This is a genomic window from Glaesserella sp., assembly GCF_041817755.1.
GTDB lineage: Bacteria > Pseudomonadota > Gammaproteobacteria > Enterobacterales > Pasteurellaceae > Glaesserella.
The window spans coordinates 1-17,364 of record NZ_JBGYBX010000038.1 but is presented as its reverse complement, the minus strand read 5'-3'; the positions used below and the strand labels follow the sequence as shown (position 1 = coordinate 17,364).

At 42.1% G+C, this 17,364-nt stretch carries 12 protein-coding genes; 6 read left to right on the top strand and 6 right to left on the bottom strand.

What is annotated here, in order from left to right:
• The 4 genes from ACEYKX_RS05230 to ACEYKX_RS05215 form a co-directional block, all read left to right on the top strand.
• Positions 1 to 181, top strand: a 181-nt coding sequence (locus tag ACEYKX_RS05230; RefSeq protein ID WP_373780610.1) for a hypothetical protein, incomplete at its 5' end; no start/stop codon positions are given.
• Between the two features lie 137 nt (positions 182 to 318).
• Positions 319 to 2,220, top strand: coding sequence for a pyruvate dehydrogenase complex dihydrolipoyllysine-residue acetyltransferase (gene aceF / locus ACEYKX_RS05225; protein WP_373767988.1), 1,902 nt, complete (start codon positions 319 to 321; stop codon positions 2,218 to 2,220).
• Positions 2,221 to 2,370: 150 nt separating this feature from the next.
• On the top strand, positions 2,371 to 3,795 hold the full coding sequence (gene lpdA / locus ACEYKX_RS05220) for a dihydrolipoyl dehydrogenase (RefSeq protein ID WP_373767989.1): 1,425 nt from the start codon (positions 2,371 to 2,373) through the stop codon (positions 3,793 to 3,795).
• Between the two features lie 67 nt (positions 3,796 to 3,862).
• Positions 3,863 to 5,311: a YdgA family protein gene (locus ACEYKX_RS05215; RefSeq protein ID WP_373767990.1), complete on the top strand. Its 1,449-nt coding sequence runs from the start codon at positions 3,863 to 3,865 to the stop codon at positions 5,309 to 5,311.
• Between the two features lie 76 nt (positions 5,312 to 5,387).
• On the opposite strand, the gene dld is transcribed toward ACEYKX_RS05215, so the two are convergent.
• From dld to rnd, 6 genes are all read right to left on the bottom strand, one after another.
• Positions 5,388 to 7,079, bottom strand: a complete 1,692-nt coding sequence (gene dld / locus ACEYKX_RS05210) for a D-lactate dehydrogenase (protein WP_373767991.1) — start codon at positions 7,077 to 7,079, stop codon at positions 5,388 to 5,390.
• A 24-nt stretch (positions 7,080 to 7,103) separates the two neighbouring features.
• Positions 7,104 to 9,176, bottom strand: a complete 2,073-nt coding sequence (locus tag ACEYKX_RS05205) for an exo-alpha-sialidase (RefSeq protein ID WP_373767992.1) — start codon at positions 9,174 to 9,176, stop codon at positions 7,104 to 7,106.
• Between the two features lie 104 nt (positions 9,177 to 9,280).
• Positions 9,281 to 11,416, bottom strand: a complete 2,136-nt coding sequence (pta, locus tag ACEYKX_RS05200; RefSeq protein WP_373767993.1) for a phosphate acetyltransferase — start codon at positions 11,414 to 11,416, stop codon at positions 9,281 to 9,283.
• Positions 11,417 to 11,536: 120 nt separating this feature from the next.
• Positions 11,537 to 12,745, bottom strand: coding sequence for an acetate kinase (locus ACEYKX_RS05195; protein ID WP_373767994.1), 1,209 nt, complete (start codon positions 12,743 to 12,745; stop codon positions 11,537 to 11,539).
• Positions 12,746 to 13,326: 581 nt separating this feature from the next.
• Positions 13,327 to 13,683, bottom strand: a complete 357-nt coding sequence (locus ACEYKX_RS05190) for a hypothetical protein (RefSeq protein ID WP_373767995.1) — start codon at positions 13,681 to 13,683, stop codon at positions 13,327 to 13,329.
• A gap of 122 nt (positions 13,684 to 13,805) precedes the next feature.
• Positions 13,806 to 14,942 (bottom strand): ribonuclease D, encoded by a 1,137-nt coding sequence (rnd, locus tag ACEYKX_RS05185; protein WP_373767996.1) that lies wholly within the window; start codon positions 14,940 to 14,942, stop codon positions 13,806 to 13,808.
• 207 nt (positions 14,943 to 15,149) lie between these two features.
• Between rnd and ACEYKX_RS05180 the strand changes: the two genes are divergently transcribed.
• A complete protein-coding gene (locus ACEYKX_RS05180) occupies positions 15,150 to 16,355 on the top strand; it encodes an ROK family protein (RefSeq protein WP_373767997.1) in 1,206 nt (401 codons plus the stop codon).
• A gap of 133 nt (positions 16,356 to 16,488) precedes the next feature.
• Complete coding sequence (gene bioD / locus ACEYKX_RS05175) at positions 16,489 to 17,208, top strand: dethiobiotin synthase (protein ID WP_373768001.1); 720 nt, start codon at positions 16,489 to 16,491, stop codon at positions 17,206 to 17,208.
• Positions 17,209 to 17,364: the final 156 nt, after the last annotated feature.

Here is a 17,364-nt window from a genome sequence, read left to right as displayed (position 1 = left end):
TTTCGGTCGTTCAGACAGCCGTGCAAACTTACGTGAACACTTCGAAGTTGATGAGCGCTATGTTGTGGTAGCGGCATTAACCCAATTAGCGAACGAAGGCACTATCGACAGAAAAGTCGTTGCAGATGCAATTGCGAAATTCGGTTTAAATGTAGATCGTATTAATCCGTTATACGCATAATCAATTATTTCCATGCAAAAGTAGGGACGCCATGCATGGCGTCCATTACAAGCGGCCAGATGCCGTTAATTTTTTGCAAATTGAAGAAGGACGCGAAGCGTCGCATCCCTACAAGCTAGGAAAAATAAGGAATAAACATGTCAAAACAAATTCAAGTTCCAGATATCGGTGGTGATGAAGTCACCGTAACCGAAGTAATGGTCAAAGTGGGCGATACCATTGCCGTTGATCAATCTATCATTAACGTAGAAGGCGATAAAGCCTCTATGGAAGTTCCGGCACCAGAAGCGGGTGTGGTTAAAGAAGTCTTAGTGAAAGTGGGCGATAAAGTTACCACAGGTTCACCAATGTTAGTATTAGAAGCGGCAGGTTCAACACCGGCTCCACAAGCAGAAGCTGCACCAGCTCCGGCGGCAGCACCGACAGCGAGTGCGGTTGTTGATGTGAATGTACCGGATATCGGTGGCGATGAAGTAAACGTGACCGAAATTATGGTGAAAGTAGGTGATACCGTTGCCGTTGATCAATCCATTATCAACGTAGAAGGCGACAAAGCCTCTATGGAAGTCCCGGCGCCAGTAGCAGGTGTGGTGAAAGAGATTTTAATCAATGTTGGCGATAAAGTTTCAACAGGCAAATTAGTGATGCGTTTTGAAGTCGCAGGCGCAGCACCAGCAGCGTCTCCGGCACCTGTTGTAGCTGCACCAGCTCCACAAGCGGGTGGTTCAGCGATTAAAGATGTTAATGTACCGGATATCGGTGGCGATGAAGTCAACGTGACTGAAATTATGGTCAAAGTAGGCGATACCGTTGCTGTTGATCAATCTATCATCAACGTAGAAGGTGACAAAGCGTCTATGGAAGTCCCGGCACCAATCGCAGGTGTGGTAAAAGAAATTTTAGTGAAAGTAGGCGATAAAGTTTCAACTGGTTCATTGATTATGAAATTTGAAGTTGCAGGTGCAGCGCCAGCGGCGGCATCTGCTCCAGCACCGCAAGCAACGGCAGCACCTGTACCAGTTGCAGCAGCGCCAGCACAATCAGGTAATGTATCCGGTTTAAGCCAAGAACAAGTGGTGGCAAGTGCGGGCTATGCTCATGCAACACCGGTGATTCGTCGCTTAGCACGTGAGTTTGGCGTAAACTTAGATCGCGTTAAAGGTACAGGTCGCAAAGGTCGTATCGTTAAAGAAGATATTCAAGCCTATGTGAAGACTGCGGTTCAAGTATTTGAAGATGTGAAAGCAGGTAAAGCACCAGCAGCGGCAGGCAATGGCGTAGCGAACGGTGCAGGTTTAGGCTTATTACCGTGGCCGAAAGTTGATTTCAGCAAATTTGGTGAAATTGAAGAAGTTGAATTAAGCCGTATCAATAAGATCTCAGGTGCGAACTTACATCGTAACTGGGTGATGATCCCACACGTTACGCATTTCGACCGTACTGATATCACCGATTTAGAGAACTTCCGTAAAGAACAAAACAAACTGGCTGAGAAACAAAAATTAGATGTGAAGATCACGCCTGTGGTGTTCATTATGAAAGCGGTAGCGAAAGCCTTAGAAGCCTTCCCTCGTTTCAACAGCTCAATTTCTGAAGATGGTCAAAAACTTACTCTTAAGAAATACATTAACATCGGCGTAGCGGTGGATACACCAAACGGCTTAGTTGTACCTGTATTCAAAAATGTGAATAAAAAAGGTATTGTTGAGCTTTCACGTGAATTGATGGAAGTGTCTAAGAAAGCGCGTGACGGTAAATTGACTGCCGCAGATATGCAAGGCGGTTGTTTCACCATTTCAAGTTTAGGCGGTATTGGTACAACCCACTTCACGCCAATCGTGAACGCCCCTGAAGTGGCGATTTTAGGCGTATCGAAATCAGAAATGATGCCACAATGGAACGGTAAAGAGTTTGAGCCACGCTTAATGCTTCCGTTATCATTATCTTTCGACCACCGTGTGATTGACGGTGCTGATGGTGCTCGTTTCTTAAGCTACATCAATGGTGTACTTGCGGATATCCGTCGTTTAGTAATGTAATTGGCATACAAGCGGTGAGATTTGTAAAAAATTTTGCAAATCCTACCGCTTGTTCTTAATTCTGTGATCTTAGTCGCATTGTAAATGGGCAAAAAACGCTAAAATAGCAAAATTAACAAGTCTATAACAAATGCGAACCCAGAGGTAAACATGAGCAAAGAAATTAAAACCCAGGTCGTAGTACTTGGTGCAGGCCCGGCGGGCTACTCAGCAGCATTCCGTTGCGCAGATTTAGGCTTAGAAACAGTCTTAGTTGAACGTTATTCAACCCTTGGTGGTGTGTGCTTAAACGTAGGTTGTATTCCGTCTAAAGCATTATTACACGTTGCAAAAATCATTGAAGAAGCAAAACACGCGGAACATAACGGTATTACGTTTGGCGAGCCAACGATTGATTTAGACAAAGTACGAGCCGGTAAAGAAGCGGTGGTAGCAAAACTTACAGGCGGTTTGGCAGGTATGGCAAAAGCACGTAAAGTGACTGTTGTTGAAGGTCAGGCGACTTTTGCTGATCCGAACACGTTAGTCGCACGTGATCGTGACGGTAATCCAACCACCATTAAATTTGATAATGCCATTATTGCAGCCGGTTCCCGTCCTATCCAACTTCCGTTTATTCCGCATGACGACCCACGTATTTGGGATTCAACGGATGCGCTTAAATTAAAAGAAATTCCGAAAAAATTACTCATTATGGGCGGTGGTATCATCGGTTTGGAAATGGGCACCGTGTATGAAGCATTGGGTTCGGAAGTGGAAGTGGTTGAAATGTTTGACCAAGTCATTCCTGCGGCGGATAAAGACGTTGTAGCAATCTTCACCAAACGCATTGAGAAAAAATTCAAATTAATGCTTGAAACCAAAGTAACCGCGGTAGAAGCGAAAGACGACGGTATTTATGTTTCCATGGAAGGCAAAGCGTGCAACGACACCAAACGCTATGATGCCGTATTAGTGGCTATCGGACGTGTACCGAACGGCAAATTATTAGATGCAGGTAAAGCGGGCGTAGAAGTGGATGACCGTGGATTTATCCGTGTGGATAAACAAATGCGTACCAATGTGCCACACATTTTCGCGATCGGCGATATCGTCGGTCAGCCGATGTTGGCGCACAAAGGCGTTCACGAAGGTCACGTGGCTGCAGAAGTGATTGCAGGACAAAAACACTACTTCGATCCAAAAGTGATCCCATCTATCGCTTATACTGAGCCGGAAGTGGCTTGGGTCGGTAAAACGGAGAAAGAGTGTAAACAAGAAGGCTTAAACTACGAAGTAGCGAAATTCCCTTGGGCAGCGTCAGGTCGTGCGATTGCCTCCGAATGTGCAGACGGTATGACTAAACTCATCTTCGATAAAGATACGCATCGTTTACTCGGTGGTGCGATTGTCGGTACTAACGGTGGTGAATTGTTAGGTGAAATCGGTTTAGCGATTGAAATGGGCTGTGATGCGGAAGATATCGCATTAACCATCCACGCTCATCCAACCTTACACGAGTCTGTAGGTCTTGCAGCAGAAGTATTTGAAGGGTCGGTTACTGACCTTCCGAATCCAAAAGCCAAAAAAAGATAATTAACAGGTATAATAGTAGAGAGCTGAAAAGCTCTCTATTTTTTTTATTTTAATCTAAGGAGTTTATATGACGGTGTCAAAAATGGCATTTTCATTAATTACACTATGTGGTGTCGCATTTGTCGGTGGAAGTTGGTATAGCGGTAAATTGGCGGAGGAAAAATACCAATCCTATATTGATCATGCTAATCAGGAATTCAAGGCTAAATTTGCGAAGTTCGGTGCGGATATCGCCATTTCAAACGTAGCGTTTACACGCCATTTCTTTACCTCCGATATGCGCTATCAGATTGTACTGAAAGATAAAGCGAGAGGCGAAACGATAGAATTCCCTGTTGAAGGTGTGCTGTATCACGGTCCTTTTCCACTAAATCGCTTAAAACAATTCAGTTTGATACCGATGATGTTCAGTGCGGAAAATCAATTTGTTGCAATTAACCCGATTAAGTCCTATGTGGACGATAAATATATGGCGACTGTGATAACGGATATCGGCTACAGCGGTGAAATGCGTGCGACAAAGATCATGACACCGAAAGTCAATTTTCATGAAAGAAAAGGCACAGAAACGCTGGAAGGTACAGTTTCCGCAGGTGAAATAGCTATCGCAAAAACAACATCAAATCAATGGATGGCGAATTATCAGCTTCCCTATGTGGAAATGAAAACGAAAAATAAGCAAAATCCCACAACGATGGATTTTCGTATCGACCGAATATCCGGTAATAGTGTGTGGGATCACGGAGAGTGGTTAAGTTATTATTTCGGTAACAGTCAAGGAGAGATAGCTATCGATTCTATGACATTGTCTAATGATAAAAATAAATTTTTTCTCGACGATATTCGTGCTGAAAGCCACAGTCAAATCAAAGACGGGCGCTTGCAGGTCACTAATAAAGGAAATGTAGATATTCATGCGGAACTGGCGACAGCCGGCGCAGTGAATTTCGGCAAAATCAGTATGGAAAGCCTTATCGAGCTGGATAGCAATGCGTACGCCGCACTGATAGATCAAATACCGCTAAGTCAAGCGAATGTTGCGCCGGATAACCAGAAATTGGCACGTTTAGCCGAAGCGTTAGTCGCCAAACCGATTAAATTTGCGATGGGACCGATTGTGTTGGAAAATACAAAAGGCAAAAACAGCTTCGAACTGATTGCCGGAATAAAAGGGCTGACACCTAAACAAGCGGAAACGTTGTCGCCGGATGAGATATTGAAGGTTTTCACAGACAGCCGGGTTGCGTTCGATCTCAACCTACAATCACTGGAAGAACTGATAAGACAATTCGGTTTGCTCGATACTCAAAATAAAGAAGAAGCGGCGCAGCAGGCGAAACAGATTATGAATATGTTTGTACAGCAAGCACAGCAGCTTCAACGACAAAACCTGTTGATGATGGATAATGAATCGATTTCATTTAAATTAGAATTGAATAACGGCATAATTCAACTGAACGACAAAGAAATATCACTGACGGAATTGAGTAAATTATTCTCTCCTCAACCGAATTAAACGCATACAGCAAGCGGTCGGATCGTCTTAATAATTTGCAAATTGCAAAATTACGGGATGATCCGACCGCTTGTCATTACGCCCAATATTTTTTCTTCGACGTTTTTCCGATGCCCGGGTTAAAGCTGTTTGTCGGATCAAGAACTTTGTAGAATTTACGCAATTCAGGTTTCGCCTCGTAGAGGTGACCGACATTATGTTCCGCCGGGTATTGTGCGCCGCGTTTATCCAATAACGCCAACATATCATGTTCCAGTGCGATGCAATCGTTACCTTTCTTCACGATATAATCCTGATGGAATACGTGGCACATAAAGTGTCCGTAGTAAAGTTTATGGCTGATTTTGCGATCAATGTCTGCGGGAAGTACTTCAAACCAGTCAGAATCATTACGACGTAACGCTATATCTAAGGCCACGATATCTTCAACCTCCGTTTCGTGAATGGCTCGATAGCGAACCGCAGCCGACGCAACGGCGAAACGGTGTAACATTGCCGCTTGACTTTCGACCGGGCTACATTCGAAATAGCCGCCGTTGGTCGGGTTGGCAAAATATGATTGAAGGTATTCCCGTGCCTCTTTTACTCCGTTTCCACCCATTTTGACAATTAAGTGATGTTCATATTTATCACGGTATTGGTGCAAACTGTCCGGTAAATGCTGAGGCAGTAGTTTAGAAAACAACTGTAATGCTTTGTCGCTGACATTGTTCGGGATAAACGACCATTTTTTGGACAGACGATCAACTTTGGCTTTTAAAGCAAAGAGTTGCGGTAAACGATGGGTACCGAGTTTTTTAATGACCCAAAAGGTATCTTTACCATACTTGGCGGCAACGTCAAAGGCGTCGCGGTGTATATATTCGCCTGAAATCGGTAGTTGTTGAAAATGCGCCAACATATGACGACGGATATCATTGAGAACGTTGGTGTGATTTGTACCGATATAAAATACGGCAGTTTCTTTTTCCGCCGGGAAGGTATCCAAACGAACGGCAAAAACAGCCAGCTTGCCGGCACAACCGGAGGCTTCATAGAGTCTCGCCGGATCGGCATTGAAACGGGCAGGGGAGTCTTCATCTACTTTACGTACGTGATTGCAATAAGTGTGATCGTGTCCTTTACCGCAATGTTGCGCAATATCCTTACGCTGGTAGCGGTTCTCTTGCAGGTTTTGCAGAATCTCTTCCGGTGTTTCGCCCAAATCAATCCCTAAATGGTTTTTTAACTCCAATTCACCTTGTTCATTAAGCTGAGCATAAAGTGCCATTTCCGTATAGGCCGGACCGCGCTGTACCAACGCACCGCCGGAGTTATTACAAACGCCGCCGATAACGGATGCCCCGATACAGGAGGAACCGATAACGGAGTGAGGTTCCCGTCCGTGCGGTTTCAGTAATAATTCCAACTCATTTAATGTTGAACCGGGCAAGCAGACGACTTGGTTTGCCTCATGGATGAGTTGAATACCGTTAATCCGCATGGCATTAATGATGACAACGTCACGCTCATAATCATTACCGCTTGGAGTTGAGCCGCCGGTTAAGCCGGTATTGGCGGCTTGTGTAATGACAACGACATCCGCCTCGACACAAGCTTTCAATACTTTCCAAAACTCTACCAACGTCGCAGGGCGGACAACCGCCAAAGCATTACCTGAGCCGAATCGATAACCGCTCCGATACACTTCCGTTTTGGACGGGTCGGTAATAATATATTGCGATCCGACAATTTCAGTTAATTGATAAATTAAATGTTGTGCAGACATAATGCATTCCCTCTTATGCTGTGATTACTGTTGATGAATAGTGTTGCTTTCCCGCCATAATAACGTTTGAATATTGAAACTGATATATTGAATTTTGGACGGACTTTCCTCATACATTAACCCGATGTCACCGTTCGGCAGTTCAGTTAAACTGTTATAGGCATAAGAACCGGCTTCTATCGTTGTTGTATATTTCCATAAAATAGTGCTGTCCGGTTGTACTTCGCCAATCCACACTTTACCGTTCACACGCTTGTTTGTATCGGAATGCGGATTGGCAAAAATCACATACTCTTTACCGTTAATGAGCTTGGAATATTTGATTACGGAAAGTTGTGAATACGGATCCAGTAGCACATCATCAAATACCGTATCCGCTAACCATGTATAACCACCGTCTTGACTGGTTGAAATACGTACATTTCCCGTTTGATTCCTTGAAAACATTTTTAACACGCCGTTATTCAGTTCAATCAATTGTGATTCAGTCAGTTCAAACGCTTTATCATTTAAGGATTCGGAACCGCCATCATCAGCCAATGCACTGTCATTCGGCGATTCGCCTCTTATCCATGTTTTTCCATTATCGTGGCTAATAATAACCGCAGCAGATTGCTTGTTATGCTGATTCGTATAATAAATCGGCATCACCAGCGCCCCGTTTTTTAACTGGATGCCGTTTCCCGGCCCGGTGCCTAAAAAAAGCATCCAATCTTCTTTTATTTGGGGGGTAATATCAACCGGATTTGACCATGTTTTACCGTCATCATCACTGTACATTAGCCATAAATAGCTTGTTAATTTAGCTTGCAGCGGGGCGGAATCATTATTTTTACGCGATGAATTCAAGAAAATATTACCAACCCGCTGATTATATCGATATAAATCACCTAAATCTTTAAACGCAGCAAGCGGATTACCTTGGGTAATCACATGATATTCCGTCGGCTCATCGTCATCATTATATACGTTTCCGTTTTCTCTTACGGTATAGATATTCTCATCGTTATCCGTTAGCGTACGATAAAATTGATCATCGATTTGTTGATAACCGGAACCCTCGGATTTTTCAGGAGTGAGACTAAAAAAGCCTTTTGACTCGGGAAACATATCAATCAACATAAAAATGCGTCCGCTTTTTTTATCTTGAACTAATAACGGGTCGATTGAAAACGCCGAATTTTGTGTACCGTAAGGCTGTGCGGGTAAATTCAGTATAACTTGATCTTCAAGCCAAGTTTTTCCGTTATCGATGCTTCGACGGATAACAGTATCAATATTTCCCCAATCCGATGAATGTTGATTTCGTTTGTCGATGGCGGCAATAACAACATTATTTTGTGTCGTCAATAGGGCAGGAATACGATAAGATCTTGCTCCGCCTTGCCCTTCAACGAATAGCGTCTGCTTTTCACTTTGATATGCGCCTTTTTTCAGACGTTTTTGTTTATCTTGTTTTAAGGCCTGATCATGTTGTTGGCGCAATTGCTGATGTTTTTTTAGAATCGTTTTGGCAGAAAGCACGTTGGCAGTAAATTCGGCATAGTAAACATCTCCTAAAAATTGCCATGTCGGCAAATTTTGATGCGCTGTTTTGCCTAAATAGGCATGCGAAAGCCCGGTAATATCCGCTAGGAAGGTACTGTGTTGATCAACATGTTTTTTTATGCCGTCGATATAAATGTGAATTTCGTTTTTCTTGTCATCAAAAGTATAGGTAATGGTCTTAAACGGGTCATCAGCATAGCCATCTACCGTGACAAGGTGTCGGTTTTCCGTTACTTTTCCCTGATTGCGAATTTCTATACCAAAAATATCCAAACCGGCAGATGTTCTATTCACATAAAAATTCACATACTTATTTTTTTGCGGATCGGAAATGCCCAAAAAAGTCGTTTTCCCTTCGGAAATATGATTGCGCAAACGAAGGGTCAAAGAGCCTCGCTCGAGTTTGTAAGCTCTCTTTTGTGCAAAGATATGGCTCAAATTGATCGGTTTAATCAATTCATTCGTGCTTTCATAGCGAAAAACGACCTCATCGGCAATACTGCTTAGCGGTGTTATTATGAATAAAAGAGTAACTAAAAAGTGTTTCATAACATGATGTAAAAATAATTTTTGCAAAATTTAGCAGAAATCTGACCGCTTGGAAATAAAAAGCCCTCCAGTCGGAGGGCACATTATAAAGGAGATACGCATCCTTATTGCGTTGCTTGAATTGCCGTTAAAGCAATCGTATAAACAATATCGTCAACAAGGGCACCGCGTGATAAGTCGTTTACCGGTTTACGCATACCTTGAAGCATCGGACCGATAGAAACTAAATCGGCGGAACGTTGTACCGCTTTGTAAGTAGTATTACCGGTATTCAAATCAGGGAAGACAAATACGGTCGCTTTACCTGCAACAGGGGAGTTCGGCGCTTTAGACCGAGCGACATCTTCCATAATTGCCGCATCGTATTGCAACGGACCATCAATAATGAGATCCGGACGTTTCTCTTTGGCAAGACGGGTTGCTTCCGCCACTTTTTCCACATCCGCACCTGAGCCTGATGTGCCGGTTGAATAAGAAATCATCGCAACACGCGGTTCTATACCGAAAGATTTCGCGGAATCTGCCGATTGAATCGCAATTTCGGCAAGTTGCTCTGCGTTAGGATCCGGATTTACCGCACAGTCACCGTAGACGAGTACTTGATCCGGAAGCAACATAAAGAACACGGATGAAATAATAGAGTTACCCGGTGCCGTTTTAATGATTTGCATCGGCGGACGAATCGTGTTGGCGGTCGTATGTACTGCACCGGATACCAAGCCGTCCACTTCATTGGCTTCCAACATCATCGTACCTAATACAACGGTATCTAACAGTTGTTCCCGAGCAACAACTTCGGTCATTCCTTTGTTTTTGCGCAACTCGACTAGGCGGGCAACATAATTTTCACGGACTTCCGCCGGGTCGATAATGGTAATACCGGAGCCGAGTTTAACGCCTTGAGCTTCTGCAACACGTTGTACGTCAGCAGGATTTGCCAGCAAAATACATTCGGCAATCCCGCGCTCGGCGCATAATGCGGCGGCTTTTACGGTACGCGGTTCATCACCTTCCGGTAAAACAATACGTTTTTTCGCTTTGCGGGCAAGCTCGGTTAATTGGTAGCGGAAAGCAGCAGGGGAGAGACGGCGCGCACGAACGGCTCCTTTAGAAATGCCTTCGATAAAGCCTTCGGCAAATTGCTCGGAAACGTAACTTCTGATTGCTTCAATACGCTCTTTATCATCTACCGGAACTTCAAGGCTAAAACTTTGCAGACTCAACGCCGTTTGCCACGTATTGCCTTCTACGCGGAAAATCGGTAAACCGGTTTCGAACGCTTGTTGGCAAAGTTTGGCGATTTGAGTATCGATTTTGTAGCCGCCGGTTAAAAGGAGTGCACCGATTTCAACGCCGTTCATGGCGGCAAGTGCTGCGGCAACAACAACATCCGGACGGTCTGCCGACGCAACCAATAAGCTACCGGCTTTGAAATGATCAACCATGTTCGGTAAGCTTCTTGCACAGAATGTTACGCTACGGATGCGGCGTTTATGAACTTCACCTTCATTAATAATGGCTGCATGAAGATGTTTGACCAAATCGATCGCACGAGTCGCAATTAAGTCTGATTTCCATGGAATACACGCCAATAATTTGATTGGACCTGTCTTAAAGAGATTTTCCATCTCTGCAATGTTATTGGAACTGTGTTGGAATGAATCAAAAATTTCGGTCAAATCCGGGCGGGTACGTCCTGATTCGTCAACCGGCGCATTAAATTTATTGATAACGACACCAAGCAGGTTTTTATTATGTCTACCACCGAATTGAGAGGCCGCCGTTTCAATACGTTCTTTTAATTGAGTAGGTTTATCGGCAGAAGGTGCTGCAACTAAAATAATTTCCGCATCTAAGGTTTGTGCGATTTCATAGTTAATTCCGTTGGCATACGAATTTTTGCGTGTAGGAATTAAGCCTTCAATTACGATGATTTCACAATTCTGAGCAAGTTGTTGATGACGCTCAACCACTTTTTCTAACAGTACGTCGGTTTGATTTTGGCTAATAAGCGCTTCCGCAGCACTTAACATGAAAGGTTCGCCGACCTCGGTACTTTGCGAAGTGCGGATAATGGTTGTTGAGCGATCCAGGGTATCCTCACCGCTAATCGGTTGGGAAATTGGTTTTAAAAAGCCGACTTTAGCCCCTTTTTGTTCTAATGAATGAACCAAACCTAAGCTGACGCTGGTTAAACCGACACCGGTACTGATTGGGATAAGAATTATTGTTCTAGACATGATATCCTTCCAAATTTGAGTGAATTCAAAACAAGCGGCTAGATTTAAGTCATTTTTTACAAAAATAGAGTCACTTGCTTTAAGTAAATAAAACCTGCCACAAGGCAGGTTTTTTCGGGATTATAACGCTAAACGCGCTGTGTCTTGTGCGATAACAAGCTCTTCGTTCGTCGGGATGACATAAGCATGGAACGCAGAATCATCCGTTGTAATTTCACCTTCCCCCCCAAAACGTGCGGCAAGATTTCTCTCTTTATCAAGTTGAATACCAAAAAGTTTAAGGTGATTAAGGGTTAATTCGCGAACAAGCGCCGAGTTTTCACCAATACCCCCGGTAAAGACAATGGCATCAAGGTGATCGTCACCCAATGCAGCCATATAAGAACCGATATATTTTGCTAAGCGGTAACAGAAACTGTTCATTGCACGTTTAGCCGATTCTTCTTTAGCATAGTTGTCTTCCGAGTAACGGCAGTCACTAGTTACTTCCGTTAAACCAAGCAAACCGGATTTTTTCGTGAGGGTAGTGTTAATTTCCTCAACGCTCATACCAAGCGTATCATGCATATAGAAAATAATAGCCGGATCCAAATCACCTGAACGGGTTCCCATGACTAAACCTTCCAATGGTGTTAAGCCCATTGAGGTATCAATACACTTACCGTTGCGAATAACAGCAATAGACGCACCATTTCCTAAATGGCAGGTGATTACATTGATTTTATCTTCCGCGATATTTAATTGCTTCGCAACTTCACGGCTGACGTAATAGTGACTTGTGCCGTGAGCCCCGTAACGGCGTACGCCATGTTCTTTATAAAGAGAGTACGGAAGAGCATAGAGATATGCTTCTTCAGGCATTGTTTGGTGGAATGCGGTGTCAAATACCGCAACGTTACGATCTTTAAGTTCAGGGAAAATACGGAACGCTTCTTTAATACCGATTAAGTGAGCCGGGTTGTGTAGCGGTGCAAATTGAACAGCATATTCAATGCCTTTGATAACATCATCGGTGATCACGGCAGAGGAAGTAAATTTTTCACCGCCGTGCACAATACGGTGTCCGATAGCACCGATATTTTCTTTTAAAGAAGGATCCAATGTAAAAATGTTATTGGCAATAAAACTTAGTGCTTCACTATGTGCAGCTCCCGCACCTAAATCCGCATTGCCTTTTTCACCGTGTAATTTCCATTTGATACGAGCATCCGGAAGATGAAAAGCTTCAGCTAAACCGGAGAGTTTTTCATCACCGGTTACAGGGTCAAGGATAGCAAATTTTAATGATGAGCTACCGCAATTAAGGATAAGAATAAGATTTTTTGACATAGTCGAAACACCTATATAAATGAATGAAAAAACACGTTTTAAAGGTAAACGCAATGTAAGACTAGAATACACCTTTATGTATTGAAAATAAATTCTTATATGACATGAAACAGGGGAAAAATGCCTAAAGTTTGATTTTTTGCACATTATCTCATTATATTTAACATAATCTACGTTATGCGAATTTTTTCAAATTGAAATTCTCAGGACGTTTTTACACCAAGTCAATGTAAACGATTGCTCATGTTCTATATATTTTAGGCGCTTTCCTATCGCTGCATTTTAAAAATATCAAATTAAATCAACATCTTAATTATTAAGATCTTATTAACAAAAGATAATTTAGGATAACTTAATAGTTGAAATGAAGCTACTCTAAAACCCCGTTTAGTGTTTTGAAAACAGTTTGATGTTAGCAGTTGCCCACAGGAAAAACGGGCTTTTTTGGGAAAAAAATCTGATTAGATATTGAAAATTGATTGGAATTTCTATGAGAAATTTAGTGCTTGGATGGGGATTTTTAGCGATAAAAAAATCGGCGCATTGTTATAATGCGCCGATTCAAAACATATTTTCTTTAATTAATCGTCATCATAGTCATCATCATAGTCGTAGTGATGTTTACGCGGTTTTCGATATCGATGATCATCTCTACGGTAGTCTCTATCTCCATAATATCCATAACGTTGGCGGCGATCATCGTACTCTCTGGACGCCGTTTCCCGCTCTCTATGCTTATCGTATTGATTACCTAGCAAACCGCCTAATGCGGCACTACCAAGCATTATAGCTGTATCACCGTCACTTAAAGCATAGCCTGCGGCTGCACCAAGAGCTGCACCTGTTGCGACGCGACGATCTGATTTATGCGTTGCACATGCAGTTACTGAAACACTTAATGCGACAATAAGTGCGATTTTTCCAACTGTAAATTTCATAGTTACCTCGTTTATTGAATTGCTTTATCGAAAACACGAATGAAAGATAAAGCACTCCTTAGACTACATTAAAAATAAATAAGTTCTCATTGTTGAAAAAATTGCAAATTTATTGAGCAATCTTACCGCTTGTTATGCGATTTTAAGCAATGGTTGACCAGTTGCTCTCCGAATTCCGCCCGCCAACCGACTAATAATTCCGGTAATTGGTGAGTATTCTCACCGTTACTGTACCATTTAAATAATTGATTTAATTGCCGTTTACTGGCAAGTAATTCGGTTGCCAATCCTACCGGCTGAATTTCGTTCAATTTCTTTTGCAATGACTTAATACAGCATTTATAACCCGGTTTATCCACAAGGCGATAAATAGGTTCAGGATAGTTTTCCGGCAAGGTTGCCTTGCCCTGTTCAACAAGCCATAACAATTTTTTACCGTAAATACGCACTTCATTCGGGTGCATAAATTCAAGTAATGTTGCCGTATGTTTGGGTTGGATTTTGGCCAATTGCCATAAATGTTGTTCCTTTACGATAAAATTAAGCGCCAAATCGCGTTTTTCCGCTTCTTTTAACCGCCATTTAGCCAATATTTTTAGTACCGCAAGCTGTTGCGGTGTTAACGCCCATGCATTGCTGATATCTTTATAGGCGTCATCCGGCTCAAATTCCGTTTGGCGTTTGGTTAATAACATTGCACACTCTTCCGTTACAGCGTGTCGCCATTGTGTCTGGGCTAATTCGGATTCAAGTTGATTATATACGGGTAATAAATACCAAACGTCGGCAACGGCGTACTGTAACTGTTTTTCCGATAGTGGGCGGGCGAGCCAATCCGTTCGAGAAGCTCCTTTGTCCAATTCAACGTGAAGGTAATGCATGACCAGTTTTGCAAATCCGACGGAAACACCAATACCGACAAAACCTGCCATGATTTGTGTGTCGATCATCGGCTCGGGTACTTGTTTAAAATAGTGACGGAAAACATCAATATCTTCGCCGCAGGCGTGCAATACTTTGAGTACATTTTTGTCTGTCAGCAAGGCGATAAAAGGTGAAAAATCCGTGATGGAAAGAGGATCAATCAGGTATACTCCGTTGCCGTCAAAAAGCTGAATGAGCCCTAGTTTAGGATAGTAAGTACGGGTTCGGACGAATTCAGTGTCTAACGCAATTGCCTTTTGTTGACGAGCGGCAAGGCAAACTTCAGCTAATTGCCGGTCTGTATTGATCCAGCAGTAATCAATGGGTGTATTCATTTTCTTATACCTATTACAAGCGGTCTATTCTTATGGTTTTTTTACAATTTATGATTGATGGTTGCTTTTTATCCATTTAATTTAATCAATAAAATAATTTTGTGAACTCTTTCGCATAATTGAACGAAACAATTTGCGATTCTGAATAAAGATTGCAAAATAAAGTAATTATCTTATGGAGCAAATAAAACAGTTTAAGGATTATGTATGAAAATCACATCCTCGGATTATAAATACCAACATTTGGGTAAAGTGTATCGGCTGATTGAACAGTTTGAACTGATCTCTCGGACCGATCTTGCCAAGTTATCCGGTTTTGCCCCGGCATCCATGACTATGCTGACCAAAGCATTGATTGATCATAAATTTATTTTAGAGAGAACCTCACAAAATCTGCCTTCTCGCGGACGACCGGCAGTCGGCTTATCCGTCTCCCCTTTTCATTGGTTATTTCTTTGCGTGACAGTGTCTCCATATAAATTGACCGTTTCATTATGCGAATTGAACGGCAAGCCGATTCAGCAGTTAGATTATACCTTTAGTCAGACAGAATATCCGTTTTTAGCCGAATATATATTGACTTGTGTACAAAACTTTTCTCGTCACTACCCGACTGACGATGAAAAATTATTGGCCGTCTCGGTCAGTGTTATCGGAAAAATCAATGCAGACAAAACAGACATTACACAATTGGCTCATCAGCATTTAGATTGTCCGATAGTTTATGCACTACAATCGGAATTTTCATGTCCTATTTTACTGAATGAACATTTTCAGCTGTGGTTTTTAGCCGAATCAACGTTAGGTAGCTTAATTAATCATGATAATGTCATTTTCTTACAATTGGATGATAACGTGAACCTAAGTGTGTTGTTGAAAGGTTCGCTTCTACATCAAGATGAACATAAGCGAATGAATGTCGATAAAATGATTATGCCACGTTTTAGTGCCTTAAGTGACGAGATTTCACCTGAGTTAAATGAGGTTGAACGTTACCAATTGCTGAATCAAGTTACCTTTCCGGCACTCATTAAACTCATCGATAAGTATTTGCCGAATTCATTGGACAGCTCACAAGAAAAAATCGCGTGGTTTTGCGAATGCATCGAACAAAATGAATCAAACAGTCTCATGATTTTAGATCATTTGAGTGATAATTTGGCTTACATGTTGATGAATTTGGTGAATATTTTTTCAACCGAAAAAATCATGCTGAACTCTCCTCTACTTCGGATTAAGCATCTTCTTTTCGAGAAGATTCATGAAAAATTATCTCAAAATTTATTATTAATGGATTTAAATGTTGATATTGTAACCAGTCAGTATGATTGGGACAGTCCGATTATTCCCGCAGTGGCAATAAAACTAGGGATCTACGAGGGCAATTTAATCAAAAACATTATTGAAATCTAACTGTTACGAAGACGTTTTGTATACGCTTATCTGTAAACCGATTGATTTTTTAGCTTTTTTTTGATTAAAAACAGATTTCATTCGCTCTTTTTTAATTAAACTACCCCTACTTTTGTTTCGTATGGGATTAATTATGCCTTGTTTATTTATCGCAGGAACGGATACGGATGTCGGTAAAACGATTGTAACGCGAGCGTTACTCCAAACATTGTCGCAGTATGATATTCCGGTTGTCGGGTATAAACCGATTGCGTGTGGTGGCGATGATTCGCTACCGACAGAACCGAATCAGGATGATTATGCAAGTGAGGATAATAGTGATGTGTTAATCATTCAAAAAAGTTGTCCGACACCGGTTAACTACCGTGAAATCAATAGTTATACTTTTATCCATTCAAGTACACCAATCTTTGCCGCACTTGATGCGGTTCGTCATATTTCGGTAGATAAATTGCACCGAGATTTAAATCGCCTCAAAGAAACTTATCATAATGTGATTGTAGAAGGAACTTACGGTTGGCTAACGCCGATCAATAAAGAGTTGTGTTTTGCGGATTGGGTTTCTGAACACCGTATGCCGGTAGTGTTGGTTGTGGGAATCAAAGAGGGATGTGTAAACCATGCGTTATTAACGGCGAATGCGATTTTGCAGCAAGGCGTCGAATTAATCGGTTGGGTTGCAAACCGCGTTAATCCGGGGTTACGTCACTATGCCGGATTAATTGAATTGTTATCACAGAAAATTGCTGCGCCTTTATTGGGGCAAATCCCATATATCGGTCATCCGGATAAAAAAGAATTAGCGCAGTTTATCCAAAATCCTGAACCGTTATTGCACTATTTTAAAAAATAAAAGGGGAAAACTCCCCTTTTATTATAGCTAGACAAAGTCTAGCTATAAAAACCATACGCTATGCGTATGGAATCAAAGAGCTTAAGCGATGAACAGAATAAAAAAATCCTCCTATAATGAATAAGGCTGACAACCAAAATTCAGAATATAGGAGGA

What these genes read in the sequence shown, in the direction of transcription:
- aceF (WP_373767988.1), top strand. Translation starts at nt 319, where the DNA reads ATGTCAAAACAAATTCAAGTTCCAGATATCGGTGGTGATGAAGTCACC.
- lpdA (WP_373767989.1), top strand. Translation starts at nt 2,371, where the DNA reads ATGAGCAAAGAAATTAAAACCCAGGTCGTAGTACTTGGTGCAGGCCCG.
- ACEYKX_RS05215 (WP_373767990.1), top strand. Translation starts at nt 3,863, where the DNA reads ATGACGGTGTCAAAAATGGCATTTTCATTAATTACACTATGTGGTGTC.
- dld (WP_373767991.1), bottom strand. Translation starts at nt 7,079, where the DNA reads ATGTCTGCACAACATTTAATTTATCAATTAACTGAAATTGTCGGATCG.
- ACEYKX_RS05205 (WP_373767992.1), bottom strand. Translation starts at nt 9,176, where the DNA reads ATGAAACACTTTTTAGTTACTCTTTTATTCATAATAACACCGCTAAGC.
- pta (WP_373767993.1), bottom strand. Translation starts at nt 11,416, where the DNA reads ATGTCTAGAACAATAATTCTTATCCCAATCAGTACCGGTGTCGGTTTA.
- ACEYKX_RS05195 (WP_373767994.1), bottom strand. Translation starts at nt 12,745, where the DNA reads ATGTCAAAAAATCTTATTCTTATCCTTAATTGCGGTAGCTCATCATTA.
- ACEYKX_RS05190 (WP_373767995.1), bottom strand. Translation starts at nt 13,683, where the DNA reads ATGAAATTTACAGTTGGAAAAATCGCACTTATTGTCGCATTAAGTGTT.
- rnd (WP_373767996.1), bottom strand. Translation starts at nt 14,942, where the DNA reads ATGAATACACCCATTGATTACTGCTGGATCAATACAGACCGGCAATTA.
- ACEYKX_RS05180 (WP_373767997.1), top strand. Translation starts at nt 15,150, where the DNA reads ATGAAAATCACATCCTCGGATTATAAATACCAACATTTGGGTAAAGTG.
- bioD (WP_373768001.1), top strand. Translation starts at nt 16,489, where the DNA reads ATGCCTTGTTTATTTATCGCAGGAACGGATACGGATGTCGGTAAAACG.